The 24,866-nt window shown below is 59.3% G+C and carries 27 protein-coding genes; 14 read left to right on the plus strand and 13 right to left on the minus strand.

What is annotated here, in order from left to right:
- Positions 1-59: 59 nt before the first annotated feature.
- The 4 genes from ACO07T_RS10130 to ACO07T_RS10145 are packed head-to-tail and all read right to left on the minus strand — an operon-like array spanning position 60 to position 2,143.
- Positions 60-251 carry a ubiquinol-cytochrome c reductase iron-sulfur subunit N-terminal domain-containing protein gene (locus ACO07T_RS10130; RefSeq protein ID WP_422049295.1) on the minus strand — a complete coding sequence of 64 codons (192 nt, stop codon included), beginning with the start codon at positions 249-251 and terminating at the stop codon, positions 60-62.
- A gap of 49 nt (positions 252-300) precedes the next feature.
- Positions 301-909, minus strand: a complete 609-nt coding sequence (locus tag ACO07T_RS10135; protein WP_422049296.1) for a TorD/DmsD family molecular chaperone — start codon at positions 907-909, stop codon at positions 301-303.
- The gene (locus ACO07T_RS10140) at positions 906-1,589 is read right to left on the minus strand and encodes a DUF3306 domain-containing protein (protein ID WP_422049297.1); all 684 of its coding nucleotides are present in this window, start codon (positions 1,587-1,589) and stop codon (positions 906-908) included. The genes ACO07T_RS10135 and ACO07T_RS10140 overlap by 4 nt, the downstream gene beginning before the upstream one ends.
- The gene (locus ACO07T_RS10145; RefSeq protein ID WP_422049298.1) at positions 1,586-2,143 is read right to left on the minus strand and encodes a DUF3305 domain-containing protein; all 558 of its coding nucleotides are present in this window, start codon (positions 2,141-2,143) and stop codon (positions 1,586-1,588) included. Before ACO07T_RS10145 ends, ACO07T_RS10140 begins: the two co-directional genes overlap by 4 nt.
- A 323-nt stretch (positions 2,144-2,466) precedes the next feature.
- Between ACO07T_RS10145 and ACO07T_RS10150 the strand changes: the two genes are divergently transcribed.
- Positions 2,467-4,440: a 4Fe-4S binding protein gene (locus tag ACO07T_RS10150; protein WP_422049299.1), complete on the plus strand. Its 1,974-nt coding sequence runs from the start codon at positions 2,467-2,469 to the stop codon at positions 4,438-4,440.
- Here the strand turns inward: ACO07T_RS10150 and ACO07T_RS10155 are convergent.
- On the minus strand, positions 4,434-5,183 hold the full coding sequence (locus ACO07T_RS10155; RefSeq protein ID WP_422049300.1) for a hypothetical protein: 750 nt from the start codon (positions 5,181-5,183) through the stop codon (positions 4,434-4,436). The two genes, ACO07T_RS10150 and ACO07T_RS10155, sit on opposite strands and share 7 nt — an antisense overlap.
- A 92-nt stretch (positions 5,184-5,275) precedes the next feature.
- On the opposite strand from ACO07T_RS10155, the gene ACO07T_RS10160 reads away from it, so the two are divergent.
- From ACO07T_RS10160 to ACO07T_RS10175, 4 genes are read left to right on the plus strand one after another with little or no spacing between them, the layout of a single operon-like run.
- Positions 5,276-5,476: a DUF6494 family protein gene (locus ACO07T_RS10160; protein ID WP_422049301.1), complete on the plus strand. Its 201-nt coding sequence runs from the start codon at positions 5,276-5,278 to the stop codon at positions 5,474-5,476.
- Positions 5,477-6,541 carry an iron-sulfur cluster carrier protein ApbC gene (gene apbC / locus ACO07T_RS10165; protein ID WP_422049302.1) on the plus strand — a complete coding sequence of 355 codons (1,065 nt, stop codon included), beginning with the start codon at positions 5,477-5,479 and terminating at the stop codon, positions 6,539-6,541.
- A complete protein-coding gene (locus ACO07T_RS10170; protein WP_422049303.1) occupies positions 6,538-7,263 on the plus strand; it encodes a biotin/lipoate--protein ligase family protein in 726 nt (241 codons plus the stop codon). Before apbC ends, ACO07T_RS10170 begins: the two co-directional genes overlap by 4 nt.
- Positions 7,263-7,748, plus strand: coding sequence for a DUF6505 family protein (locus ACO07T_RS10175; protein WP_209058520.1), 486 nt, complete (start codon positions 7,263-7,265; stop codon positions 7,746-7,748). The genes ACO07T_RS10170 and ACO07T_RS10175 overlap by 1 nt, the downstream gene beginning before the upstream one ends.
- Positions 7,749-7,768: 20 nt before the next feature.
- Here ACO07T_RS10175 and ACO07T_RS10180 read toward each other — a convergent pair whose 3' ends face one another.
- The 3 genes from ACO07T_RS10180 to ACO07T_RS10190 are packed head-to-tail and all read right to left on the minus strand — an operon-like array spanning position 7,769 to position 9,992.
- Complete coding sequence (locus ACO07T_RS10180; protein ID WP_422049304.1) at positions 7,769-8,578, minus strand: substrate-binding domain-containing protein; 810 nt, start codon at positions 8,576-8,578, stop codon at positions 7,769-7,771.
- Positions 8,575-9,294 carry an ATP-binding cassette domain-containing protein gene (locus ACO07T_RS10185; RefSeq protein WP_422049305.1) on the minus strand — a complete coding sequence of 240 codons (720 nt, stop codon included), beginning with the start codon at positions 9,292-9,294 and terminating at the stop codon, positions 8,575-8,577. Before ACO07T_RS10185 ends, ACO07T_RS10180 begins: the two co-directional genes overlap by 4 nt.
- Entirely contained in the window at positions 9,288-9,992 is a 705-nt protein-coding gene (locus ACO07T_RS10190; RefSeq protein WP_209058514.1) for an ABC transporter permease, read from the minus strand. The genes ACO07T_RS10185 and ACO07T_RS10190 overlap by 7 nt, the downstream gene beginning before the upstream one ends.
- A gap of 412 nt (positions 9,993-10,404) precedes the next feature.
- Here ACO07T_RS10190 and cysK point away from each other — a divergent pair, with 412 nt between their 5' ends.
- On the plus strand, positions 10,405-11,469 hold the full coding sequence (gene cysK, locus ACO07T_RS10195; RefSeq protein WP_422049306.1) for a cysteine synthase A: 1,065 nt from the start codon (positions 10,405-10,407) through the stop codon (positions 11,467-11,469).
- Between the two features lie 86 nt (positions 11,470-11,555).
- On the opposite strand, the gene ACO07T_RS10200 is transcribed toward cysK, so the two are convergent.
- The 3 genes from ACO07T_RS10200 to ade form a co-directional block, all read right to left on the minus strand.
- Complete coding sequence (locus ACO07T_RS10200; protein WP_209058508.1) at positions 11,556-11,843, minus strand: HU family DNA-binding protein; 288 nt, start codon at positions 11,841-11,843, stop codon at positions 11,556-11,558.
- 132 nt (positions 11,844-11,975) lie between these two features.
- On the minus strand, positions 11,976-13,454 hold the full coding sequence (locus ACO07T_RS10205; RefSeq protein ID WP_422049307.1) for an AMP nucleosidase: 1,479 nt from the start codon (positions 13,452-13,454) through the stop codon (positions 11,976-11,978).
- Complete coding sequence (gene ade, locus ACO07T_RS10210) at positions 13,451-15,259, minus strand: adenine deaminase (protein WP_422049308.1); 1,809 nt, start codon at positions 15,257-15,259, stop codon at positions 13,451-13,453. The genes ACO07T_RS10205 and ade overlap by 4 nt, the downstream gene beginning before the upstream one ends.
- A 191-nt stretch (positions 15,260-15,450) precedes the next feature.
- On the opposite strand from ade, the gene ACO07T_RS10215 reads away from it, so the two are divergent.
- Together ACO07T_RS10215 and ACO07T_RS10220 are read left to right on the plus strand one after the other, a co-directional pair.
- On the plus strand, positions 15,451-16,206 hold the full coding sequence (locus tag ACO07T_RS10215; protein WP_209085307.1) for a class II aldolase and adducin N-terminal domain-containing protein: 756 nt from the start codon (positions 15,451-15,453) through the stop codon (positions 16,204-16,206).
- Between the two features lie 30 nt (positions 16,207-16,236).
- A complete protein-coding gene (locus ACO07T_RS10220) occupies positions 16,237-17,232 on the plus strand; it encodes a sterol desaturase family protein (protein ID WP_422049309.1) in 996 nt (331 codons plus the stop codon).
- Here ACO07T_RS10220 and ACO07T_RS10225 read toward each other — a convergent pair whose 3' ends face one another.
- A complete protein-coding gene (locus ACO07T_RS10225) occupies positions 17,233-18,177 on the minus strand; it encodes a GlxA family transcriptional regulator (RefSeq protein ID WP_422049310.1) in 945 nt (314 codons plus the stop codon).
- A gap of 78 nt (positions 18,178-18,255) precedes the next feature.
- Here ACO07T_RS10225 and ACO07T_RS10230 point away from each other — a divergent pair, with 78 nt between their 5' ends.
- The 5 genes from ACO07T_RS10230 to ACO07T_RS10250 all read left to right on the plus strand — a co-directional run bounded on the left by ACO07T_RS10230 (position 18,256) and on the right by ACO07T_RS10250 (position 23,255).
- Positions 18,256-19,416 (plus strand): acyl-CoA dehydrogenase family protein, encoded by a 1,161-nt coding sequence (locus ACO07T_RS10230; protein ID WP_422049311.1) that lies wholly within the window; start codon positions 18,256-18,258, stop codon positions 19,414-19,416.
- 66 nt (positions 19,417-19,482) lie between these two features.
- Complete coding sequence (locus tag ACO07T_RS10235) at positions 19,483-19,758, plus strand: SelT/SelW/SelH family protein (protein WP_422049312.1); 276 nt, start codon at positions 19,483-19,485, stop codon at positions 19,756-19,758.
- A 241-nt stretch (positions 19,759-19,999) separates the two neighbouring features.
- Positions 20,000-22,027, plus strand: coding sequence for an acetate--CoA ligase family protein (locus ACO07T_RS10240; protein WP_422049313.1), 2,028 nt, complete (start codon positions 20,000-20,002; stop codon positions 22,025-22,027).
- Positions 22,024-22,809, plus strand: a complete 786-nt coding sequence (locus tag ACO07T_RS10245) for a carnitinyl-CoA dehydratase (protein WP_422049314.1) — start codon at positions 22,024-22,026, stop codon at positions 22,807-22,809. The genes ACO07T_RS10240 and ACO07T_RS10245 overlap by 4 nt, the downstream gene beginning before the upstream one ends.
- Positions 22,806-23,255, plus strand: a complete 450-nt coding sequence (locus ACO07T_RS10250; RefSeq protein ID WP_422049315.1) for a DUF1810 domain-containing protein — start codon at positions 22,806-22,808, stop codon at positions 23,253-23,255. The genes ACO07T_RS10245 and ACO07T_RS10250 overlap by 4 nt, the downstream gene beginning before the upstream one ends.
- Here the strand turns inward: ACO07T_RS10250 and ACO07T_RS10255 are convergent.
- On the minus strand, positions 23,248-23,859 hold the full coding sequence (locus ACO07T_RS10255) for a class I SAM-dependent DNA methyltransferase (RefSeq protein ID WP_422049316.1): 612 nt from the start codon (positions 23,857-23,859) through the stop codon (positions 23,248-23,250). The genes ACO07T_RS10250 and ACO07T_RS10255 overlap by 8 nt on opposite strands.
- A gap of 80 nt (positions 23,860-23,939) precedes the next feature.
- Here ACO07T_RS10255 and ACO07T_RS10260 point away from each other — a divergent pair, with 80 nt between their 5' ends.
- Positions 23,940-24,794 carry an SDR family oxidoreductase gene (locus ACO07T_RS10260; RefSeq protein WP_422049317.1) on the plus strand — a complete coding sequence of 285 codons (855 nt, stop codon included), beginning with the start codon at positions 23,940-23,942 and terminating at the stop codon, positions 24,792-24,794.
- Positions 24,795-24,866 lie beyond the last annotated feature (72 nt).

Consider the following 24,866-nt stretch of genomic DNA (forward strand, 5'->3'; position numbering starts at 1 on the left):
TCTGATCCCGACCGGTGGGCGTCACGCAACCGGTGGTCGGGGGCGGGGATAACGTCCGATCAGAACCGGGCGCTGTCGAGGTAAGCGCGGGTGTGCGCAGTGTCCTGCATCTTGTCGCTGGACAGGTCAGCCGGTTGGGCTTCCGCCGTATCAGGCGAAAGGGCCACCACTGCGGCTGCAGCTGGGGCTGCCGTCGTGGCGAGCTTCAGAAAATCGCGCCGGCTGGCGCCTTTTTCCTCTGGCTGGCTCATGGTCTGCTCCTTCTTCATGTCGGTTGGGGCCCGACGTTTCGTTTTGCGCTTACTCCGCCCCCATGCGGAACGCTTGTGTCTCAATTTCAAGGAAGGCTTTGCCCACGGTGCCAACAGGGGCGTAAAACACCGAGTTCTGAGCCCCCTCCAAATCTGTGAAGAAGTGCTCGGCCCACGGGGCGATGTGGGTGAAATAGAAATCCTTCTGACGTGTCAGCGGCGTCGGTTCGCCAAAACGTCCACGGATCATCCCCGCCATCATCTCCAGCAGGCTCGCGATGTTGTCCTCCGGCTCATACACATTGGGCGCGCGTGTGATACGCAGCCCCGCCATGTCGGCCCGCAGGGTGGCAAGCGGTTTTTCGTTAAGAAACCCGGTGAGATAATAAGACGCAAAAGGCATCAATTCGCCACGCCCAAGGCCAATGAACAGCGCATTGAACTCGCGCTCAACTGCCGGCTCTTTCATGGCCTTGGCAACACGCGCCAACGTGCTGATCGCCTGACCAAGCGCGCTGTCGTCACCGCCCAGACTGCTTGCGCGCTGCAAAAGCCCGCTGTCCGGCGGGTTCGCCAAAAGCGCCGCCAGAAAATCATATAGATCCGCCCGCAGCAGATCCTCCTCGGCAATCACGATGTCTTTGACGACGTCACTCATCCCTGTGTCATCTCCCCAGTCTGTTCTTGTGCGGCGAAAGCAAACCGCAAACGGCGGCGCACGGGCACTGCAGGCTCCGGCTCCTCGGTTTCGGCCATATCACCCGCAATCTCTGTGTCTTTGCCCTCAAACACTGTGGCGGCAGGGGCGTCTTCCAAACCGCCGTCCTGTGCTTCTTCCGCCTCAGAGAGCGTCACCGCAGTCACATCTTCGCCCGCTTCATCGGCAGCCTCAGCTTCGGCGAGAGAATTGACCTCAGCGGCCTCTTTCTCCGCCGCCTGACGGGCCATTTCTTCCACATGTTTCAACATGCCTTTACCCACCTGATAGGCGGTCTGCATGCCTTCGATCACCATGGCGCTGTCGGTGAAGTCCTCACCATAATCGACCAGCTCATCCAGATTGGCCAAGACCGGATTGGTCAGCCAAAGCTTGCGCAAAGCGCGGCGGCGAATGCGTTCCGGCACGGCTTTGGCCAAAAAGACCGAGAAATCGTCGCCCTGTTCCATCTCATCCGGATCCGGCAATTCCAGTTCTGCCAGAACCTCCGCGTCTGTCTTTTCCTCAAGCGCTGAGTGCTCTTCTGCCAGCACTTCTTTCTCAACAGCCAGCGCCTCTGCAGCAGCTTCCTCTGCAACGGCCGCCTTGCGGCGCGCCCAGAAATCTCCACCCCGGCTCAATGCGGCCTCCCCGTGCGCGGCGCGCGGTACACGTCGCTCAGCTGCGTAATCCGCGCGTCCCCGCGGCCATCTTCCGTCAGGTCGGTGCGTTTCTTGTCACGCCGCCGCTTCACAAAAACCTCTTCCTCGTGATGGGCCTGAACAAAGTCGCGCAAGAAGGCGATCAACCCTTCGGGCATCGGCACAAGCTCCAGCAGCTCTTCGCCGCTGTCCGCGTAGTCCTGAAACTCGTAGGCAGAGGCCGTGGCCAGCAGGATATCGTAGGGATGATCTGCATCCGGGTCTTCGTTCTCCCGCATCACCACACCGATCGACGGCACGCGCGATGACAGCGTGGTCAGATACGCCTCCGTATCGGTGTGCCACAGCTCCAGCGACACCGTGGCCGCATGAAACTCCACTGCATCCCCCTCCTCGCGCAGCACCTGCCAGTCGGCCTGCGCCGCTCCCGGCAAGACAGCAACAGCCTGCCACGCAAAAGGCACCCAACGGCTGGCCGAGGGTGTCCTGCGAATAACGATGCCCAGTGGCAATGAAACCGGCGCTTGGCGCATGCGGCTCTAGTTCTCCTCCCATGCCTACAAAATTTTTTTGCAGGCACAGATATGATCCCCCCAACATCTCCGTTTGCCAAAGGAAAACGCACAAAGCCGACAATCCGCTCTCAAAACTGGACATTTTGATCCGAGAGACGCTGCGACATTCTGACGTTAGGTCAGATTGTCCACCTGCGGTCAAAACCAAGAGAATCACTAGGCTTTAGCCTTCCGATTCTCCTGAGCCTCTCGCGTCTTCGCAGGGCTTTACGGCATCAAAGATTCATGCATTCCTAGGTGCGTTCGATCGCACCAATTGCCGCCGAACAGGGGAGGAAATCGTGTCCAAGACTTTGATTCTATGTAATTGTTCTGACAGCATGACTCTGGACGCAGAGCAATTGTCCGCGGCCAGCGGTCTGAGCTGCTCCAAAGTCCACAACGGCCTTTGCACCAAAGACGCTTCTGCGGCCGCCGAACTTTTGAAGGCAACAGGCGGCGGTGAAAATGCAATCATTGCCTGTCAGCAGGAACAGGATTTCTTTGTCGAACTGGCCGAAGATCTTGAGGTGGACAGCCCCCTTTGTGTTGACCTGCGCGACCGCGCCGGCTGGTCCGAGAATGCAGATCAAGCGGCCCCCAAAATGGCCGCGCTTCTCGCCGATGCGCTGCGCCCGACGCCAGAAACCAAAACCTACGACATTATCTCTGACGGCCAATGTCTGGTCCTCGGCGCACCGGATGTGACCATGGAGGCAGCACGGAAGCTTTCAGAGTTCTTGAGCGTCACAGTGCTTGTTCCAAGCGGCAGCGAGGCCCCGACCGAGCGTGGATGCGATGTCATCGCCGGGCGTATCAAACGTGTCACCGGTGCGCTCGGACAGTTTGACGTTTACATCGACGCTCTGCAGCAATTGGAGCCCGGCGGGCGTGGCCTACTACAGTTTGGCGATGCCCGAAACGGTGCACAAACCACCTGCGACATCATCCTTGATCTGCGTGGTGAACCCACGCTGGTTCCCGCTCCGGAAAAGCGCGAAGGCTACCTGAGAGCGGATCCAAACAGCCTGCCCGCCGTGCACGCTGCGATCCTCGAAGCCTCCCATCTCGTTGGGACATTTGAGAAACCTCTCTATCTGGCACTTGAGCCAAGCCTCTGCGCTCACTCACGCGCAGAGCAGACCGCTTGCACCAAATGTCTCGATGCCTGCCCCACGTCTGCGATCCAGCCGTCCGGCGATCATGTGGACATCGATCCCAATATCTGCGCCGGATGCGGTGCCTGCGCAGCCCTTTGCCCCTCTGGCGCAATCACCTACGATGACCCGCCCACCAGCGCGCTCTTTGCACGCATCAACGCTCTGGCGGAGGCCTATCGCTCTGCGGGCGGCACCGCGCCGCGCCTTCTGGTACATGACCGCAGTTTCGGCGCAGAGATGATCGCCCTCGCCGCACGATTTGATCGCGGCCTGCCTGCGGATGTGATCCCGATGGATCTCGAACGTGTCAGCGGATTTGGCCACGCCGAAATGCTCGCGAGCCTCGCCAGCGGCTTTGCCAGCGTGGACGTTCTGGTGTCTACCACCACAGATCGCAGCGCTTTGGACAGCGAGCTTACTCTGGCGCAAGCCCTAAGCGGCGCAGATAACACGCTTCGCCTTCTGGAACCGCAAGAGCCTTCGGCGCTATGCGACATGCTCTATGACACCGCGCCGCAAACCGCATTGGCAAACCCCATCCTGCCGCTTGGCAACCGCAGGCAGGTCACCCGTCTTGCCGTGAAGGCCTTGCAACCAAGCGCAGAAGCGCCCATTGCGCTGCCGGAGCACGCACCATACGGTGCCGTACTGGTAAACAAAGACGCCTGCACATTGTGCCTGTCCTGCGCGTCACTCTGCCCGGCGGGCGCGCTTGGGGACAACCCTGACAAGCCGCAGCTGCGCTTTCAGGAGGACGCCTGCCTGCAATGCGGTCTCTGCGCCAATGTCTGCCCAGAAAATGCGATTTCTCTGGTGCCCCAGTTTGACACCTCTGATGCGGCGCTCACCCAACAGGTTGTGCATGAAGAAGAGCCCTTCGAATGCGTGGAATGCGGCACTCCGTTTGGGGTGAAATCCACCATCGAGCGCATCATGGACAAACTCGCGGGCAAACACGCCATGTTCGCCACCTCAGATGCGGCGCGGATGATCCAGATGTGTGATGATTGCCGTGTGAACGCGCAGTTCCATCAGCCCAGCAATCCCTTTGCCGCCGCAGATCGCCCGCGCGTGCGCACATCCGAGGACTACTTCAGCAAACGCCGAGATCACTGATGCGCAATCGGCTTGCCCAAATCTGCCGGAACCACCGTCGCGGCATAGGCCAGTATGTTCTCCAGCTCCTCAAGGCTGAGGGTGACCGGGCTGATGGGCGACGGTCGGGTTTCGTCAAACGGTTCGGTCAAATCCGGGATCACCGTGAACGCCGGATGCGGGTTCAGGGCATAGAAGGCCGCGAAACGCTCCTCCCAATCCGCCAAGCTGCGCAGCACAGCAAAGCTGGGTGTGGAGCCGATGCCCGACATCCGATTGGCGTCGCCTACAACATGACAGCGGCCACAGGCCGTGAGCGCAAGATCCGCCCCGCGCTTGGCGTCTCCGTCAAACACCGTCGCCTCAACCATAGCTTCAGTGACAAGCGGGGGCGCAAAAATCTCTGCGCCGTCGCGTTTGTACGTCAATACCGTGCGCTGGCCGACCTCTCCGGTCAGCCATTTGGCAAAGGTGGCCATGTGAACGTCATCTGCGTTGGAAACGGTCAGCCCATAGGTCACACCATCTTTGGAAAAAACCGCGCGCTTACCATCTTCGACCAGCGCCGCAGCGCCCGCGCTGGCATCCTCCACAAGCGTGACCCGCACCCCGTGCTTAAGCATGAACCGCGGCATCATGAATTTGATCACACCGGTTTCGATAAGGTCCGGCGAGACGTAGAGCGTGGTGGTTTTCCCCTGCGCCAAAGCGGCACCAGCCATGGCGGCGATGCTGATCGCCATTGCCAAAACCCATCGTGCCATCCGAGATATCACCATGTAGCAAACCTAGGCGCGGCTCACGGCTCGCGTCAACACGCGCGCGAAAGCCGCGCGTTTTAGCAAAGGACACCGCAATGAGCGACGATTTCAACATGAGTATGCGCAAGTTCCTCAAGCAGGTTGGCGTGACAAGCCAGCAGGCCATCGAGGAAGCCATGCGCACGGCGGGGGAAGATTCCACCGCAGGAAAAACCTTCAATGCCAAAGTGGTGCTCACCATCGACGGGTTGGAGATGGAGCACGTGGTGACCGGCGATATCAAAGGACGCGAATGAATGGCCAACCGCGACGACATTCTGAATATTCTCAAAGACTTCACTGACCCCGCCACCGGCAGCGATCTGGTCGCCTCGGGCATGGTGCGCGCGCTTTCCGTCGACAATGGCGAGGTGCGGTTTGTGATGGAAATCGACCCATCTCGCGCACAGGCAATGCAGCCGATCAAGGCCGACATTGAAAGCCGCCTGAACGCGCTTGAAGGGGTTTCCAAAGTGGCCATTGTCATGACCGCACATGAGGCGAAATCCCCGCCGCCCGATCTCAAACCCTCCCGTCCCAGCCAGCCGCAAGGCCCGCAAAAAATTCCGGGTATCGACCGTATTCTTGCCGTCGCCTCGGGCAAAGGCGGTGTGGGAAAATCTACGGTTTCAGCGAATCTTGCCGCCGCTTTGGCCGCCGAAGGCCGGCGTGTTGGTCTTCTGGATGCGGATGTGTATGGCCCCTCACAGCCGCGTATGCTTGGCGTTTCCGGCCGTCCGGCAAGCCCGGATGGCAAAACCATTCTCCCCATGCGCAACCACGGTGTGACCATGATGTCCATTGGCCTCATGACCCGCGAAGAAGAGGCCGTGGTCTGGCGTGGCCCCATGCTGATGGGCGCGCTTCAGCAGATGCTCAATCAGGTGCAATGGGGCGCGCTTGACGTGCTGATCGTCGATCTGCCCCCCGGCACCGGCGATGTGCAGATGACGCTGGCGCAAAAAGCAGAGCTCACCGGTGCGCTCGTGGTCTCCACCCCGCAGGACATCGCGCTTCTGGATGCCCGCAAAGGCATCAACATGTTTGAGAAACTCGGCACGCCCATTGTGGGCATGATCGAAAATATGAGCACCCATATCTGCTCCAACTGCGGGCACGAAGAACATGTCTTTGGCCATGGCGGCGTCGCAGCGGAAGCTGAGAAGCTGAACGTGCCGCTCTTGGCGGAAATTCCTCTGGCGATGGACATCCGTCTGGCCGCGGATGGCGGGGCACCGATTGTTGTCTCCAAGCCGGACTCGCCGCAAGCACAGGTCTTCCGCAAACTGGCGCGTCAACTTATTGCGGATGGCACCGCATGAGGGCAGCACCGCAATTCCCGCCGCTCTTTGAAGGCCTCGCGCTTTCGGGCGCGGCGGACCCCTTTGCCAAGGCGCAAACGCAGGCGATCATGGGCTGTGACGCAGGGTTGGTGGTCTACAATCTGGCCGCCGACCAGCTGCGCGCAGCGATTGTCTTTGCCCCTGAGGTTTCCTTGAGCGAAGCCATGCCGGTGCTGATCAGCTGCGCCATCGGCTTTCAGAATGCGCTTGGTGCCTTGGCCCCGCCCGAGGTTGCCGTACACTTGGAATGGCCGGGCGGTATTTTGGTCAACGGTGCGCGCTGCGGTCAACTGCGCGTGGCGGCCTCGACAGAAGAGGCCAACGCCATGCCCGACTGGATTGTGGTCGGCCTCGAACTGCCCCTGATCCCGGCCAACGCAGACACGCCGGGGGACACACCTGACCAAACCGCGCTCTATGAGGAAGGCTGTATCGATATCCCGCCCGAAGACCTGCTCAGCGCCTGGGTGCGCCACACGCTGGTTTGGGTCAACCGCATGGAAGAAGACGGCCTCAAACCGCTCAACAGCGAGTGGCGTGGCCTTGCGCATAATCTTGGAGAAGACGTGAGCTGGACGATCGGTGACGACTCAGAGACCGGCACCTTTGTCGGCACCGACGAACATTTCGGCGCCATGCTGCGCAGTGACGAAGACACCCGCCTGCTCCCGCTGACAACGCTTTTGGAAGGAAACACCTGATGCTGCTCGCACGCGCCATCCACTTTGATGAAAGCGACCAGAGGGTCTACCACAGCCCCGCCCGCACCGGCGAATGGGCCATCAGCGGCGGCTTTGAATTCTCCAATTGGTCGGACGCGGATCTCACCGGCAAGGCCCGTCAGGCCTTCACCAATGGCTGGCTGGGTGTGGAAACTTTCGGGCGCGTGACCTTCGTGGCCGTAACAGCCATCGAACCCGCCGAACTCGAAGCCCTGACAGATGCCCTTGCGCAGCATTTTGTCGAGATCTACGGCGCCCCCTCTCTGGAAGCCGCCCGACCGGTGGCGGCCGAAGAGCTCGCGCATATGGCTGATCTCTGCGCCGATCACAGCCCCAACACCCTGCTGACAGTGGTGCGCGAGCTTACCGAAGCTGGCGTGCGCGAACAATTCCGCTCCATCGCCCCGGCAGAGGCTGAACTGGAGCAGTTTGCGATACATTCCGTGCCGGATGAGGGGGCTTGATCAAAGCCCCCTAAAATACTTCAGCGTTTGGCGTTGAAAACGAACAGCCGCCCGCCTTCCAGCACATACCCATCAATCAGGTCACGTGCGCGGTCACTGACCAGCCAATCCTCAAGCTGGAGCGCCAGCTCCGCCTTCACATGGCCGTGCATCTCCGGGCTCACCGGCAGGTAGGCATATTGGTTAAACAGAGCAGGATCGCCCGCATAAAGCAGTGCAAGATCGCCTTTGTTGCCAAACTTCAACCAGCTGGCGCGATCCGTCATGATATAGGCGTTCAGCCCCGAGGCCGTGTTCAGCGAAGCCCCCATGCCCGCGCCGGCCTCTTTGTACCAGGATACGGCACGCGCCTCGGCATCGATACCAGCATCCGCCCAAAGCCCCAGCTCTTTCTTATGGGTGCCGCTGTCATCCCCACGGCTCACAAACGCAGCGCCGTTTTGTGCAATCAGGCCAAGCGCATCCGTTGCAGAAGCCGCGCCTGCAATACCGGCCGGATCAGCAGACGGGCCAACAAACACAAAATCATTGAACATGATTTCGCGGCGATGCACGCCGAACCCGCCTAGAACAAATTCCTCTTCCGCCGCTTTGGAATGCACCAAAATGGCATCCACGTCTCCGGCTTCCCCGAGACGCAAAGCCTGCCCGGTCCCCACCACGAGCAGTTGCACTTCGATCCCGGTGTCTTTCTGAATTTCCGGCAGCAGCACCTCGGCCAAACCGGAATTGTGGAAAGACGTTGTGACAGCCATTTTCAGGCTCTCGGCTTGCGCGGACACGGTGCTCAATGCCCAGAGTGTCAGCGCAAAAAGTGGTCCCATTTTCATTCGATAATGTCTCCTTGAAGGAAAGCGCGCGCTTCCTTGGATTTTGGCTCTTCAAAAAATAACTCTGCAGAGGTCGCTTCTAATATCTGGCCATGATGTATGAACCAGACGTCCTGCGCCAGTCTGCGGGCCTGTCCGATGTCATGTGTCGACATCACGATCCGAGTGCCCTCTTCATGAACACTGTGCAGCAAGGCCTCAAACTCGCGCGTCGCGCGCCCGTCAAGGTTGGCACAGGGTTCATCCAAGAACAGAATTTGCGGTTGGCGGATCAAAGCGCGGGCAAGCGCCAGCTTTTGCCGCTCGCCTCCTGAAAGCACCGTCGCCTGTTTGTCTGCACTGTCCTGCAAACCAACACGGGCAAGCCACTCAACTGCTTGCTTTCGCGCGTCCTTTCGGGACACACCATGCACTGTCAAAGGATAGGCCACATTCTCAAGCGCACTGCGGCGCATCATGATTGGCGCCTGAAACAGAAACCCTTGCTGCCCACGTGCCTGCGGCTCTGGCACCTGCCATTTGAGCTGCCCCCCGGGTGCCAATCGCTCCATGCCGTGCAACAGCCGCAAAAGCGTGGTTTTGCCAGCGCCATTTGGCCCCATGACAATGGTCAGCCCGGTCTCGGATACCTCGGCATTGATCGGGCCAACCAGCACCTTGCCACGGCGGCGCACCACCGCATTCTCCACACTTAGAGGCAGGATCGTCTCTACCATCGTCCACTCACCTCCGTGCGTGAAAGACTGTGGATGATCAGGTTCACCGCCACCGCCAAGCCGATCAGAATGAAGCCAAGCGCCAACGCCAGCGCGAAGTTGCCTTTGCCCGTCTCTAGGGAGATCGCCGTGGTCAGAACCCTTGTGGCGTGGTCGATATTGCCACCCACAATCATGATTGCCCCCACCTCGCCAATGCCGCGGCCAAAGCCGGCAAGCGACGCGGTCAGAAGGGCCCGTCGCCCGTCCCACAGCAAGGTCATAATGCGTTGACGCCGCGTGGTGTTCAGCGAAATCAACAGATCATGGTATTCCGCCCAAAGATCGCGGATCGCTTGATGTGAGATCGAGGCGATCAGCGGGGTCAGAATGACGACCTGCGCAATGATCATTGCGGTTGGTGTAAACAACAGCCCAAAGACGCCAAATGGCCCGGAGCGGGACAGCAGCAGATAAACTATCAGCCCCACCACAACCGGCGGCAACCCCATCAATGCATTGAGTGTGGCAATCACCAAACGGCGAAACCGGAAGCGCTGCACGGCCAGCCAGCATCCCAGCGGCAAGCCAATCAACGAAGACACCAAAACCGCACTCAGCGTGACCCGCAGAGAGCGCAAAGAGATCTCGATGAGATCCGCATCCAAGGTGAAAATCAGATGGGCTGCATGCAACAGCCCTGCCAGAATGTCGTTCATCCGCCCGGTCTGAGACCGCCTCCCTCACTCAACACAGCGCTAGGTACCGCCAATTCGGAATTTTGTGTTGATCTGAGCATTTTTACGAGTTGGCAAGTCCGAGCGAAAGTAAAATACCCGCCACCTGCGACCTTAGGGAAATTCGACCCAAAATGTCTCAGTACAGTGCGGGCATCCCGTCATTTTGTCCTTGTGTCCCAAACGGTCCTGTCCGCCGACAAAACAATCGCCCTGATCTGCCCGCAAACACATCGCAGGGTTCCACTTCTTTAGCTCGCGGTGGAATGCCGTCGCGGCTCTGGCGGGGCTTCGCCGTTTGCGTCCCTAATTTGGGTGATCACCGCAACACGCCTACCGCTCTGCGCTGACAGAGCTTACCTTTTTGGCATGGTTCAAACCCGAGGAGAGGCCCATGACCCGACAAACCAAAGGACGCGGACAGCGATATGACAGCATTCTGGACACGGTGGGCGATACCCCAGTGGTGCGTCTCAATCGCATCGCGCCAGACCATGTGAACATGTTCGTCAAGTTTGAAGCCGCAAACCCGGCGGGCTCCGTGAAAGACCGTCTGGCCCTCAATATCATTGAAGCCGCAGAGAAAGACGGCCGTCTGAAACCCGGGCAAACCGTTGTTGAGGCGACCTCTGGCAACACCGGCATTGGTCTCGCCATGGTCTGTGCCGCAAAAGGCTACCCTTTGGTGATCACCATGTCCGAGGCTTTCTCTGTCGAGCGTCGCCGCCTGATGCGGTTTCTGGGCGCAAAAGTCGTGCTGACCCCAAAGGCGCAAAAAGGCTTTGGCATGTACACCAAGGCCAAAGAACTGGCAGAGGCAAATGGCTGGTTCCTGGCCAGTCAGTTTGAGACCGCAGACAACGCCGACATGCATGAAAACACCACCGCGCGCGAAATTCTCAATGATTTTGCTGGTGAGCAACTAGACTATTGGGTCACGGGCTATGGCACCGGTGGCACGGTTGCCGGAGTGTCCCGCGTGCTGCGCCGCGAAAGCCCGCAGACCAAGATCATCCTGTCTGAGCCAACCAACGCTGCGCTGGTGGACTCCGGCTATGTGAACACCCGCAACGACGCGCATCAGGCCACCGAAAGCCACCCCTCCTTTGAGCCGCATCCAATACAGGGCTGGACCCCGGACTTCATCCCATGGGTGCTGCAGGAAGCGCTCGACAACAATGGCTTTGATCAGCTGATCAAAGTGTCAGGGCCGGATGGCATCAAATGGTCCCAGCGCCTCGCCGCTGAAGAGGGGATCTTCACAGGCATCTCCGCCGGCGCCACTTTGGCCGCAGCGATTGAGGCTGCCAAAGATGCACCCGAAGGCGCAAACATTCTTGTCATGCTGCCCGACACCGGAGAGCGCTATCTGTCCACACCCCTCTTTGACGGCATTGCCGAGGAGATGAGTGACGCAGAGATCGAAATCTCCAAATCCACGCCCAGCGCACAGCTCTAAAATCTAAGACCTCGCACATCGAACCGCACAAACAAAAAGGGCCGCTCCATCGGGGCGACCCTTTCCGTAATCAGTGATCGAAGCGATCAGCCGTTCACGCTGTCTTTCAGCGCTTTGGCGATGGTCATTTTCACAACCTTGTCGGCTTCTTTCTTGATCTGCTCGCCGGTCGCTGGGTTGCGAACCATACGCTCAGGACGCTCGCGGCAGTAGATTTTGCCAACACCCGGCAGAGTCACTGCGCCACCTGCGGAAACTTCGCGGGTGATCAACGCGCAAACGGCTTCCAGAGCTGCGCCTGCGGATTTCTTGTCAGAGCCCATGTCTTCGGCCAGAGCAGCAACGAGTTGGGTCTTGGTCATCGGTTTTGCCATTTCAGGTCTCCATTAGTCTGCCCGAATATTGGGCCTCATGGCGGGCATTTAACGGGATATGGTGGGTGAACACAACAAATTGTGATGCCAAAAACCGTGTTTTTTATGGGTTTTCCACAGGTTTCCGTAGGGTCAAAGGAAGGCAGTCTCGTCAAATGACCGCAATTTCCGCGAATGCAACCGCTCAAGTGGCATTTCCCTCAAACGCTCCATTGCACGAATTCCAATCAGCAAATGGCGCGCCACCTGGGTCTTATAGAAGTCACTGGCCATTCCGGGAAGCTTCAATTCGCCGTGCAGAGGTTTGTCACTCACGCACAGTAATGTCCCATATGGCACGCGAAAGCGATACCCATTTGCAGCAATTGTGGCACTTTCCATGTCCAGCGCAATCGCACGGCTCTGGCTCAGACGCTGCACCGGCCCGGTATGCTCCCGCAACTCCCAGTTGCGGTTGTCGATTGTCGCCACGGTGCCCGTCCGCATCACCCGCTTCAGCTCATAACCGGACAGTTTGGTGACATTGGCCACCGCCTCTTCCAAAGAGGTCTGCACCTCGGCCAGAGCCGGAATGGGCACCCACACCGGCAGGTCGTCATCCAGCACGTGATCTTCGCGCAGATAGGCATGCGCCAGCACAAAATCCCCAAGGCTCTGCGAATTGCGCAGACCCGCACAATGCCCCACCATGATCCAGGCGTGCGGACGCAAAACCGCAATATGGTCGGTGGCGGTTTTGGCATTGGATGGCCCAACCCCGATGTTCACCAGCGTGATGCCAGAGCCATCTGCGCGCTTCAGGTGATAGGTCGGCATTTGCGGCTGCTTGTCTACCGGCGCAATTGGGGTCTCTGCATCAGAAATCTCCACATTTCCGGTGCTGACAAAGCTGATGTAGCCGCTCTTTTCATCCGCCAGCATAGCGCGCGCATAGGCTTCAAACTCGGTCACATAGAACTGGTAGTTGGTGAACAACACATGGTTCTGAAAATGCTCCGGGTCCGTCGCCGTGTAATGGCTCAGACGTGCAAGCGAGTAATCCACACGCTGCGCCGTAAACGGAGCCAGATGCCCCACGCCGTTTTCGTCGGGCCCGGCGGTACCATTCACAATGTCATCATTGGTGGTCGACAAATCGGGCACATCAAAGATGTCGCGCAGTGTAAAATCCGCAGCCCCGTCCTGTGGCACGGTCATATCGGTCCGCACCGCCACGGCGAAATGCACCGGAATGGGCGTGCTGGAAACACCCACCATCACGCCCACTTTGTGATTGCTCAACAACAGCGCAATCTGCTGCTCCAGATAATGCCGAAACAGATCCGGCCGCGTGATCGTCGCCGCATGCACACCGGGCTCCGCCACGTGGCCGAAACTCAGACGGCTGTCCACCTGCGCAAAGCTTGTCGTGGTGATGCGGATTTCCGGATAAAACGCACGAATGCGATGCCCGTCCGGCCCTTTGCGCAGCGCGCGGCGGAACTGGTCGCACAGATATGTGGTCGCAATGGTATACAGCTCTTCCAACCGATCCACCGCCGCCTTGGCATCAGTGAAGGTTTCATGAGCTGGCACAGCGGGGGAATGTACAGGAATACTCTGTGGTGTCATTGCGCAGCCTTAATCACGTCGGTCATTTCAAATTTGGTCACATCCACCAGCCCGAGGTCAGAGATCCTGAGTTCCGGGATCACCACCAAAGCCAATAGGGAATGCTGCATATAAGCGTTGTTGAGCGTACAGCCGCAAGCCTCCATCGCCTCAACCATGTTCTGCGCCTTGGCGGCCACTTCGACTGCCGGAGCATCGGACATCAAACCGGCGATGGGCAGCTCGACCAAGGCAATCTCTTCGCCATCTTTGAAAACGGTCACACCACCGCCAACTTCGCCCAGTCGGTTGGCTGCCTTCGCCATCATCTCGCGGTCGGTGCCGACCACGATCATATGGTGGCTGTCATGCGCCACTGTCGAAGCCATCGCCATTTTCCCTTTGTAGCCAAAGCCAGACACAAAGCCGTTGGTCACGCCGCCGGTGCCAAGGTGGCGCTCCACCAAAGCGATCTGACAGACATCCTGTGCGAGATCACCTTCCACCACGCCGTCGACCACGGAAAGCTCCGCGGTCAGCGCCTTGGTTGGGGCTTGGTTCTCGATCACGCCAATCACATTTGCTGTAACTTGGGACGCACCATCCGGAGCGCTGACTACAAAGTCTTCCGCGCCGCGCGCACGGCCAAGGTTCACAGTCTGGCGCGCATGCGCAGGCCAATCATAATGCGGGCAATCCACAAGCATTTCCCCCGCCTTGGCAACCGTCACGCCCCGCGCGATCACATGTTCAATCGGCAGCGTCTTCAGATCGCTTGTCAGGATTACATCCGCCCGTCTTCCGGGTGCAATAGAGCCTAAATCACGTTCCAAGCCAAAGTGTGTGGCAGTGTTGATCGTGGCCATCTGCAGCGCCACCACCGGATCACATCCACAGTCAATCGCATGGCGCACCACGCGGTTCATATGCCCGTCATTCACCAGAGTACCGGAATGACAATCATCGGTACACAGAATGAAGCTGCGCGGATCCAAACCCTTCTCGGTCACTGCCGTGATCTGGGTCTCAACATCATACCAGGCACTGCCGAGCCGCATCATAATGCGCATGCCCTGACGCACCCGCGCAATCGCATCCGCCTCGCAGGTGCCTTCGTGATCATCCGCAGGTCCACCCGCCGCATAGGCATTGAAATCTTTGCCCAGATCAGGCGAGGCATAATGCCCCCCCACGGTCTTACCCGCCTTCTGCGTGGCGGCGATCTCGGCCAGCATCTGCTGGCTGCCATTGATCACGCCCGGGAAGTTCATCATCTCCCCAAGCCCGATGATCCCCGGCCAGCTCATCGCCTCCGCCACATCATCCGGACCAATCTCATAGCCTGTGGTCTCAAGTCCAGGAGCTGAGGGCGCACAGCTTGGCATCTGCGTGAAGATGTTGATGGGCTGCATCAGAGCCTCATCATGCATCATTTTCACACCTTCAAGACCCAGCACATTGGCAATCTCATGCGGGTCGGTGAACATCGTTGTTGTGCCATGCCCGATCACCGCGCGGGCAAACTCCGCTGGCGTCAGCATCCCGCTTTCGATGTGCATGTGCCCGTCACACAGACCGGGGATCATAAAGCGCCCTTCCGCCTCAATGATCTCTGTATCTGAGCCGATACAATGGCTGGCATCCGGCCCGACATAGGCAATGCGCCCGGCGATGACCGCAATGTCATGATCCGGCAGCACTTCGCGGGTGTGCACATTCACCCACTGGCCTTTGCGAATAACGAGATCTGCAGGGGAGCGCCCTGCGGCGACGGCGACAAGCTGTGGGGCCACATCAGCCCAGCTTTGAAATTGCATATGTTCCATGGCCCAAGGTGCCACGCGTTTTCAGGAGGTTCAAGCGGCTGTCGTTTGAAGCTTTTGTAAAAGATGTTTCTCGCAAATTTTGAAAGGCTCACGCGCACTTCACATGCGCTCAAGGTGCATTTGCGACGTCGCAAATGTCTTAGACCGGCAAATTTGTGCCATGCTGAGGTGACCTTAGGGAGAGAGACATCATGGCCATCACCAACATTCGACCCAACATGGAACACTGGCAGGCACGCGTGGATCTCGCCGCCGCCTTCCGCTGGACGGCCCGCCTCAATATGCACGAAGGCGTCGCCAATCATTTCAGCCTCGCCATCAACGAGGACGGCACCCGCTTTCTGATGAACCCGAACCAGCGCCACTTCGCGCGGATCAACGCCAGTGATCTGATCGAAGTCGACGCCAATGACCCAGATGCACTGACCGGCCCTGATGCGCCAGACCCCACCGCCTGGGGCCTGCACGGCGGCATCCACCGCGCCTGCCCGCACGCGCGTTGCGTCATGCATGTGCATTCGATCTTCGCCACAGTGCTGGCCAGCCTGGCCGACTCCCGCCTGCCCCCGATCGACCAGAACTGCGCCACCTTCTTCAACCGCTATGTGATTGATGATGGCTATGGCGGTCTGGCCTTTGAGGACGAAGGCGCACGCTGTGCCGCGCTTCTGACCGACCCCAAACAGAAGGTCATGATCATGGGCAACCACGGTGTCCTGGTGATTGGCGACACGGTCGCAGACACCTTCAACAGGCTCTATTATTTCGAACGCGCCGCCGAAACCTACATCCGCGCGCTGCAAACCGGCCAGCCATTGCGAGTGCTGTCTGACGAGATCGCTGAGAAAACCGCGCAGGAGCTTGAAGCCTACCCGGAGCAGGATGTGCGCCACCTGCAGGAACTCAAAGCCATTCTGGACGGAGAGGGCGATCCCTACGCCACCTGAACCTCGCCAAGATCAAAGGGAGCCAGCGCCATGCCACATGACTACACCACTGATGATGAAGCCCAACGCTGGCACTACCGCCCGCCACAGCCGGTGCGCCTGAACCCGCTGTTTGAATGGCCCCCGAAACCACGCGCCATCCTGCAATGGTACCGCGGCGCATGGCTCATGCTCACCGCGCTCACGGTGCCCTTCCTGATCGCCGTGCTCATCTATGTGATGGTTCTGCCACCGCTCGCGGATATGGCACAGTTCCATTGGTCCTGGGTGCTCACCGTCTGGCTCATGAATGTCGTCCCTCAAACCGTGGTCGCGGGCGGACTGCATTGGTGGCTCTACATGCGCAAAGGCCAGGGCATGCGCAAAAAATTCGACAAGCGCGACCTCACCCGCAAAAACGGCACCTTTACTTTCAACAATCAGGTGCTCGACAACATCTGGTGGACATTGGGCAGCGCCATGACCATCGCCACCCTGTACCAGTGCCTGATTTTCTGGGTCATGGCCAATGGATGGGTGCCAACCCTCAGCTTCGCCCAGGCCCCAGTGCTCTTTGTGCTCTGGCTCGCGCTGATCCCCATGTGGTCCGGCCTGCACTTTTATTGGGTCCACAGGCTCGAGCATCATCCCAAGCTCTACAAACACGTGCATGCGGTGCACCACCGCAATGTCAACGTCGGCCCATGGTCCGGCATTTCCAATCACTGGTATGAAAACAGTCTCTATTTCACCACATATTTTATTCACCTGATCATTCCATCAGGCCCCCTGCACCTGCTTTTTCACAGCTATTTTCAGCAAATCAGCCCGGTGTTTTCCCATTGCGGCTTTGAAAAGCTGATCGCCAAAGACGCCGAAGTCGCCAAATCCGGAGACTTCTTTCATCAGCTGCACCACCGCTATTTTGAATGCAACTACGGCACCTCTGAGATCCCGTTTGATAAGTGGTTTGGCACCTTCCATGACGGCTCCGCCGAAGGCACCCGCCGCACGCGTGCCCACAAGAAGCAGATGTACACGCGGTAATCAGCTGCTTTGGCGCACCGCGCGCGGCGTTGTGCCAAAGGTCTCTTTGAACGCCCGCGTCATGGCGGCAGGAGTCTGATAACCCGCGCGCAGGGCGATTTCAGCCACGCTCAGGTCTGTCTCTGCCACAAGCTTGCGCGCCAGATTGAGCCGCATACGCCGATACACCGTTGTCGGTGGCGCGCCCAATTCTGCACGCATCCGGCTCTCAAGTGTCTTCTGTGTGGCTCCAGCGCGCGCCGCCACCTGCCCGATGCTGAGCGGCACTTCCAGATGCTCCTGCATGACCCCCAGCGCGCGGCTCACCAACCGCCCCGCCGGGCTGGCACCCCCGCTGTGAGAGCGCGCGCTGTCGCGCGTCATGAACAGCTGCGCGACCTCCAGCGCCAAGGCCTGTCCATGCGCCTGCCCAATCAAATGCAACACCAAATCAAACGCCGCCATCGCCCCCGAACAGGTGATGCGATTGCCGTCGACCACAAACCGCTCGCGCAACACCTCAACGTCTGGAAACCGCTCCGCAAAGGGCGTCAGCTCTTCCCAGTGGATCGTGGCACGCCGCCCCTCCAGCAGCCCGGCCTCCGCCAGCAGCCAACTGCCCGTGTCCATGGCCGTGATGACCGGAAAGCGTTTGTCCGCCGCCCTCAAAGCTGCCTGTGTGGCCCACCCACCGAGATCCCGAAACCCGTAAGAGGGCATCACAATCAACATATCCCCCGTGGCCTCTGCGATACGCCCATGCGGCGCAACAGACAGGCCAGAGGAGCTCTCCACCGGCTCCCCTTCCAGAGAGAAAAACTGCCACAGAAACAGCGCCTTGCCGGAAAGCATATTGGCCGCACGCATAGGCTCAATCGCATTGGCAAGGCAGTGATTGGAAAATCCATCAAACAGCAGAACCCCGACCCTCTGCGCTGCGGCGTGATGATTTTCCCAAATTCGCATGATTCAGGGATATTTCTGCATGATACTCTCCGTCAAGCCAAAGGACGATTTCTGCGAAACAGGATTGGAGCGTGGCACATGCAATTTGGCCTGACCGAAGAACAGGAGATGATTGTCTCCACCGTCCGCAGCTTTGTGGAGAACGAGATCTATCCCCATGAGGCGGAGGTCGAACGCACGGGTCAGGTGCCACATGAGCTCGGCGAGGAGATCAAACAGAAGTGCATCGACCTTGGCTTTTACGCCTGCAACTTCCCTGAAGAGGTCGGCGGCGCCGGACTGTCTCATCTGGATTTCACACTGGTTGAGCGCGAACTGGGCCGCGGCTCCATGGCGCTCACCCATTTCTTTGGCCGCCCGCAAAACATCCTGATGGCCTGCAACGACGAGCAGCGCGAACGCTATCTTCTGCCCGCTGTGCGCGGCGAAAAAATGGACGCTTTGGCCATGACAGAGCCTGATGCAGGCTCCGACGTGCGCGGCATGAAGTGTCAGGCCCAGCGCGACGGAGAGGATTGGGTCATCAACGGCTCCAAACATTTCATCTCCGGCGCAGAACATGCGGATTTCTTCATCGTCTTCATCGCCACCGGCGTCGATGACACGCCCAAAGGCCCCAAAAAGCGCATCACCACCTTCCTCGTGGATCGCGGCACGCCCGGCTTTGATGTGCGCGAGGGCTACAATTCCGTCAGTCACAAGGGCTACAAAAACTACATCCTATCCTTTGATGACTGCCGCCTGCCAAATGCGCAGGTCCTTGGCGAGGTCGATGGCGGTTTTGCCGTGATGAACGAATGGCTCTACGCCACCCGTCTCACCGTTGCCGCCTTCTCCGTGGGCCGCGCCCGCCGCTGTTTTGATTATGCCTTAAACTATGCGTCTGAGCGCAAACAATTCGGCCAACCCATCGGCAAATTCCAAGGCGTCAGCTTTCAGATCGCCGATATGATCACCGAAATCGATGCTGCCGACTGGCTCACCCTTTCTGCGGCCTGGCGTCTGGACAACAACCTGCCGTCGAACCGCGAAATCGCCTCCGCCAAACTCTATGCCTCAGAGGCGCTTGCCCGTGTCACCGACACCACCCTGCAGATCTTTGGCGGCATGGGTCTGATGGATGACTTCCCAATCGAGCGTTTCTGGCGCGACGCGCGTGTGGAACGCATCTGGGATGGCACCAGCGAAATCCAGCGCCACATCATCAGCCGCGATCTTCTGCGGCCACTCGGCGCATGATGGAAAGCGTTGTGTTACCTTCGCGGCTGCGGCACAACCTCGGAAAAGATCCGAGGGGAAAGCCACATGAAACCTGTCGTCACAATCACTTATTGCGTGGGCTGCAAATGGCTTCTGCGCGCCGGCTGGATGGCGCAGGAACTGTTGCAGACATTTGGCGAAACCCTCGGCGGCGTGACCATCGCACCAGCCGAAGTGCCGGGCACCTTCAAGATCACTGTGGATGGCACGATCCTATGGGATCGCAAACGCGACGGAAGTTTCCCGGAAGCCAAAGAGCTGAAACAACGCCTGCGCGATGTGATCGAACCGGAAAGGGATCTCGGCCACTCGGATCGCTAGAGGCAACTGCTGCAGCGGGGGCCAGCCCCCGCACCCCCGGGATATTTAGAGCAAGAGGAAAGGGGGCGACGCGCGGCCACCCCCTCCAGAAAGCCCCTCTCGGGCTTCCCCTTGCACGGTCATCGGCTTCCCAGCCTGTACCGCCCCAAAAATCTGCGCAAAACTGGTTAACAAAACCTTACTTCCTCTTGCTGCAAATATCCCCGCCGGAGGCCAAAAGTCAGTGCGAGAGGGCGGTATCATGACCCGCGATCTCTCAAGGCTGATCCGCCCGAAATCTATTGCCGTGATCGGCGGCGGCGCTTGGTGTGCTGAGGTCATTCGCCAATGTGAGAACATTGGCTTCTCCGGAGATATCTGGCCGGTCCATCCCAAAGCCGAGTCTGTGTTGGGCCTGCCTGCCTACACTGAAATCGCTGCCCTCCCAGTACCACCTGACGCCACCTTCATTGGCATCAATCGCCACGCCACCATCCAAGCGGTTGCCGAGCTCGCCAGTCGCGGTGCAGGCGGCGCGGTCTGTTTTGCCTCTGGCTTTTCCGAGGCCGCGTCTGAGGACGCCACAGGAGCCAACCTTCAGGACGCGCTGATCACGGCCGCAGGCGATATGCCCATTCTTGGCCCCAACTGCTACGGGCTTATCAACGCGCTGGATGGCGCCGCGCTTTGGCCCGACCAACACGGTTGCCGCCCTGTCGACAAGGGCGTGGCCATCCTCACACAAAGCTCAAACATCGCCATCAATCTCACCAACCAGCGCCGCGGCCTGCCCATCGCCTATGTCGCCACCTGCGGAAACATGGCGCAGCTCAATCAGGCGGAAATTGCCTCTGCTTTTCTGGATGACCCACGCGTCACCGCGATTGGCCTGCATATCGAGGGTTTCACCGATCTGCGCGCCTGGGAGACCTTTGCGCACAAGGCCTATAAAAAAGACGTCCCCGTCGTCGCCCTCAAAGTGGGGGCCAGCGACGAAGCACAGGCTGCAACCATCTCCCACACCGCTTCCTTGGCCGGAAGTGACGCCGGCGCACGCGCTTTGTTGTCGCGCCTTGGCTTTGCCCGTGTGACAGAGCTTCCCGTGTTTCTCGAAACCCTCAAGCTCCTGCATATGGTCGGCGTACCGAAAGGGCGCAACATTGCCTCGATCAGCTGTTCGGGCGGCGAGGCCAGCCTGATGGCCGACACCGCGCTTGGCACAAATCTGCGCTTCGCCCCGCTCACGCAAAGCCAAATCCAAGAGCTGCGCGATGTGCTTGGCCCCATGGTCGCGCTCGCCAATCCACTGGACTATCACACCTACATCTGGCGCGACGAAGCGGCGATGACACGCGCCTGGGCCGCGATGATGGCACCCGACACCGCCATGACGTTCACAGTGGTCGACTACCCGCATGAAAACCGCACGGATTGGGACTGCGCAACCGCAGCAGCCATTGGCGCACGCAAACGCACAGGATGTCCCATCTCCGTGGTCGCAAGCCTGCCGGAACTCATGCCCCCTGACGTGGCAAATGAGCTGATTTCAGGTAAAGTAGTGCCTTTTTTTGGCCTGCACGAAGCGCTCGCAGCAACAGATGCGGCGGCCAGCATAACTGCCCCAGAACCCCTCCCTCTCGCACTGCCAGGCGCACCATCAAATGCCACCGTGCTCAGTGAAGTGGAAGCAAAGCGCGCACTCACCGAACTTGGGCTGGATATCCCGGCGCACCAATCAGGCGCCCGCGAGGAAACTGGCAATCTCGCCAAGCTTGCGGAAAACCTCTCGGCCCCTCTCGTGCTTAAAGGTCAGGGCATCGCCCATAAAACCGAAGCCGGGGCAGTCAAACTCAATCTGACACCGGAAGATCTCGATGCAGCGGCCGCTGCCATGCCAAGTGATCACTTCCTGATCGAAGAGATGATCGATGGCGGGGTGGCTGAGCTTTTGATCGGCATCACTCGTGATCCGGCACATGGCTTTGTGCTCACACTGGCAGCAGGCGGCGTACTCACGGAACTGATGGAAGACAGCGTATCACTTCTCGTTCCAGCAAACCGAGATCACCTATATCAGTCTCTAATGCAGCTGAAATCGGCCAAATTACTCACTGGCTATCGTGGAGGCGATGCTGCGAACATAGACGCCATTCTCGACGCAACAGAGGCGCTTCAAGCCTATGTCCTTGCCAACGCTTCCACCTTGGAAGAGGTTGAAATCAACCCGCTGATCTGCACGCCCACACGTTCTGTGGCTGCAGATGCGCTGATACGAAAGGAGATGTCATGACCGACAGTCCCGTAAAAACCCGGCGCGACGGCGCCATCCTTGAGGTCACCCTGGACCGCCCCAAAGCCAACGCCATCAACCTTGTCACCAGCCGGATCATGGGCGAGGTGTTCCGCGACTTTCGCGATGATCCCGACCTGCGCGTGGCCATTCTCACCGGCGGAGGCGAGAAATTCTTCTGCCCTGGTTGGGACCTGAAAGCCGCCGCAGACGGCGACGCGGTGGATGGTGACTACGGCGTTGGAGGCTTTGGTGGCTTGCAAGAGCTGCGCGATATGAACAAACCAGTGATTGCCGCCGTGAACGGCATCGCCTGCGGCGGCGGACTGGAGCTCGCTTTGTCCGCCGACATCATCATCGCGGCCGACCACGCCTCCTTTGCGCTGCCCGAAATCCGCTCCGGCACTGTTGCGGATGCGGCCTCCGTAAAGCTGCCCAAACGCATCCCGTATCACATCGCCATGGAGCTCCTTCTAACAGGGCGCTGGTTTGATGCCGAAGAGGCGCACCGCTGGGGGCTCGTGAATGAAATTGTGCCGGCTGCAACCCTGATGGAGCGCGCATGGGAGCAGGCCCGCCTGCTCGCCTCCGGCCCACCGCTGGTCTATGCCGCGATCAAGGAGATCGTGCGAGACGCGGAGGATGCCAAATTCCAGGACGCGATGAACCGCATCACCCAGCGCCAGCTGCGCAGCGTTGATGTGCTTTACGACAGCGAGGATCAGCTCGAAGGCGCCCGTGCCTTTGCCGAAAAACGTGACCCTGTCTGGAAGGGCAAATGAGCAGACCGGACATCCATGATCTCGCGCGGTTTCTGCCCCGTCAGGCAGCGACCCACACGCGGGCTTTGGCCGAGCTCACCGCCGGTCGCAAAGCCACCCATTGGATCTGGTGGGAAATGCCGCAGCTGCGCACTCTGGGTCGTTCACAACGCGCCCATGACTACGGTCTGGCAGATCTCACTGAGGCCACCGCCTACCTCAACCACCCGCTGTTGGGCCCCGGCCTCATCGAGATGTGCAACGCCCTGCTCCGGCACCGTACCACACCCATCGTCGACATATTGGGGCCGGTGGACGCGCTCAAGGTCCGCAGCACGGCGACGCTCTTTGCTTCCATCGACAATGCCGACCCGGCGTTTGCCGAAGTGCTCACGATGTTCTACGGCGGGCAAAAATGCCCCGAAACCGAGGCTCATATTCAGCGCTTTCGAAACAACGCTACATAACCCGTATCATCCTTATGTGCGCCGGTGGCATGCGCCCGTAAAACCGTATCTCCGGCAAACGCAGGTCCACTATCTGCCCTGCAAGGGCGTCTAGTTTTTGCGCAAATCCGCATGTCTCAAAATGCGCCCCATTGATCGACAACGCCAAAAGCCCACCTGCCCGCGTAACCCGCAACAGCTCATCCAGAGCGTCAGGTCCCACATGACCATTTGTAAAAGTGCCGGAGCTGACAATCCCGTCATACTGACCGTCTGAAACCGGCAAACCGAGGGTCACATCTGCGGCAAATAGGCTGGAATAGACTCTCTTTTTCTGTGCGACCTCCAACATTTCAGGCGAAATATCGGTGCCATCAACCAGCATCACCCCAAGCGCTGCGAGCGCCTGGCCACACAGCCCAGTTCCGGCACCAATATCCAATACGGCCCCACCTCCGCCTGCGTCGACAAACTGCTCCGCCACTTTTTTGGGCAGCACATAATCAGATGCCTCAGCAAACCCCGCGTCGTAGGTTTCCGCCCATGCGGCATAGAGGCGTCGGGAATCCTCCGGCGTTATAAGCGCATAGGCCGCGTCCAGATAAGGTTTCGATTTTGCACACATGCGTTATCTCACCCCATCATCATACCTAAAATCAACCCCGCCCCCTTGCCCCTCCTGACAGGGAAAGGCACTGTGCCTTCATGAGCAAAACCCTCCTCTCCCTAGGTCACGGATACTCCGCCCAGGCACTGGCAAAGCGTTTGCTGCCCCAGGGTTGGACCATCCTTGGCACCCACCGCGACCCGGATCAGGCTGACAAGCTGCGCGCCCAAGGGGTCACCCCTCTGCATTGGCCGATCAATTTTGACGAGGCGCTGCAGAACGTCACCCATGTTCTCAGCTCGATCCGTCCGGATGATGACGGTGATCCGGTGCTGCAGATTGGCCGCGACGCGCTTCAGGCGGCTGCGCCACGGCTGCTATGGGTTGGCTACCTCTCCACCACGGGGGTTTACGGCGATATGGATGGCGGCTGGGTGGACGAAGAGACCCCGCTTGATCCCGGCGGCATCCGAGGTCAGATGCGTGTGAAAGCAGAGGCCGAATGGTCCTCTGTGCCAGATCTGCCGCTGCATATTTTCCGCCTTGCGGGCATCTACGGTCCCGGCCGCGGCCCGTTTGCAAAACTCCGCCGCGGCACCGCGCGCCGGATCATCAAGAAAAATCAGGTGTTTTCCCGCGCCCATGTGGACGACATCGCACGGGTTCTTGAGGCGTCAATGCTGGCCCCAAATCCGGGGCGCATCTACAATGTCTGTGACGACACCCCCGCCCCGCCACAGGACATTCTCGCCTACGCCGCCGAATTGCTCGGCATGGATCCGCCCCCGGAAATCCCGTTTGAAGAAGCCGATATGAGCCCGATGGCGCGCAGCTTTTATTCAGACAGCAAACGCGTGCGCAACACGCGCATCAAAGAAGAACTCGGCGTTGCGTTGAAATACCCCAACTACCGGGATGCGCTCAAAGCCATGCTGGAAGAAGAGCAACGCTAACGCGCTAGGCGAAGCGACAAACTCAGAGCGTCACCCGGCTCCATTCCCGGACCCAACGCGCTAATGTCTTCT

Origin of the sequence: Shimia sp. (assembly GCF_965227725.1) — a bacterium.
In the GTDB taxonomy this organism is placed as follows: Bacteria; Pseudomonadota; Alphaproteobacteria; order Rhodobacterales; family Rhodobacteraceae; genus Shimia.

Bases quoted from the DNA above. Each gene is read 5' to 3' on its own strand.
- ACO07T_RS10130 (WP_422049295.1), bottom strand. From the start codon at position 251: ATGAGCCAGCCAGAGGAAAAAGGCGCCAGCCGGCGCGATTTTCTGAAG.
- ACO07T_RS10135 (WP_422049296.1), bottom strand. From the start codon at position 909: ATGAGTGACGTCGTCAAAGACATCGTGATTGCCGAGGAGGATCTGCTG.
- ACO07T_RS10145 (WP_422049298.1), bottom strand. From the start codon at position 2,143: ATGCGCCAAGCGCCGGTTTCATTGCCACTGGGCATCGTTATTCGCAGG.
- ACO07T_RS10155 (WP_422049300.1), bottom strand. From the start codon at position 5,183: ATGGCACGATGGGTTTTGGCAATGGCGATCAGCATCGCCGCCATGGCT.
- ACO07T_RS10160 (WP_422049301.1), top strand. From the start codon at position 5,276: ATGAGCGACGATTTCAACATGAGTATGCGCAAGTTCCTCAAGCAGGTT.
- apbC (WP_422049302.1), top strand. From the start codon at position 5,477: ATGGCCAACCGCGACGACATTCTGAATATTCTCAAAGACTTCACTGAC.
- ACO07T_RS10170 (WP_422049303.1), top strand. From the start codon at position 6,538: ATGAGGGCAGCACCGCAATTCCCGCCGCTCTTTGAAGGCCTCGCGCTT.
- ACO07T_RS10175 (WP_209058520.1), top strand. From the start codon at position 7,263: ATGCTGCTCGCACGCGCCATCCACTTTGATGAAAGCGACCAGAGGGTC.
- ACO07T_RS10180 (WP_422049304.1), bottom strand. From the start codon at position 8,578: ATGAAAATGGGACCACTTTTTGCGCTGACACTCTGGGCATTGAGCACC.
- ACO07T_RS10185 (WP_422049305.1), bottom strand. From the start codon at position 9,294: ATGGTAGAGACGATCCTGCCTCTAAGTGTGGAGAATGCGGTGGTGCGC.
- ACO07T_RS10190 (WP_209058514.1), bottom strand. From the start codon at position 9,992: ATGAACGACATTCTGGCAGGGCTGTTGCATGCAGCCCATCTGATTTTC.
- cysK (WP_422049306.1), top strand. From the start codon at position 10,405: ATGACCCGACAAACCAAAGGACGCGGACAGCGATATGACAGCATTCTG.
- ACO07T_RS10200 (WP_209058508.1), bottom strand. From the start codon at position 11,843: ATGGCAAAACCGATGACCAAGACCCAACTCGTTGCTGCTCTGGCCGAA.
- ACO07T_RS10205 (WP_422049307.1), bottom strand. From the start codon at position 13,454: ATGACACCACAGAGTATTCCTGTACATTCCCCCGCTGTGCCAGCTCAT.
- ade (WP_422049308.1), bottom strand. From the start codon at position 15,259: ATGGAACATATGCAATTTCAAAGCTGGGCTGATGTGGCCCCACAGCTT.
- ACO07T_RS10215 (WP_209085307.1), top strand. From the start codon at position 15,451: ATGGCCATCACCAACATTCGACCCAACATGGAACACTGGCAGGCACGC.
- ACO07T_RS10220 (WP_422049309.1), top strand. From the start codon at position 16,237: ATGCCACATGACTACACCACTGATGATGAAGCCCAACGCTGGCACTAC.
- ACO07T_RS10225 (WP_422049310.1), bottom strand. From the start codon at position 18,177: ATGCGAATTTGGGAAAATCATCACGCCGCAGCGCAGAGGGTCGGGGTT.
- ACO07T_RS10230 (WP_422049311.1), top strand. From the start codon at position 18,256: ATGCAATTTGGCCTGACCGAAGAACAGGAGATGATTGTCTCCACCGTC.
- ACO07T_RS10235 (WP_422049312.1), top strand. From the start codon at position 19,483: ATGAAACCTGTCGTCACAATCACTTATTGCGTGGGCTGCAAATGGCTT.
- ACO07T_RS10240 (WP_422049313.1), top strand. From the start codon at position 20,000: ATGACCCGCGATCTCTCAAGGCTGATCCGCCCGAAATCTATTGCCGTG.
- ACO07T_RS10245 (WP_422049314.1), top strand. From the start codon at position 22,024: ATGACCGACAGTCCCGTAAAAACCCGGCGCGACGGCGCCATCCTTGAG.
- ACO07T_RS10250 (WP_422049315.1), top strand. From the start codon at position 22,806: ATGAGCAGACCGGACATCCATGATCTCGCGCGGTTTCTGCCCCGTCAG.
- ACO07T_RS10255 (WP_422049316.1), bottom strand. From the start codon at position 23,859: ATGTGTGCAAAATCGAAACCTTATCTGGACGCGGCCTATGCGCTTATA.
- ACO07T_RS10260 (WP_422049317.1), top strand. From the start codon at position 23,940: ATGAGCAAAACCCTCCTCTCCCTAGGTCACGGATACTCCGCCCAGGCA.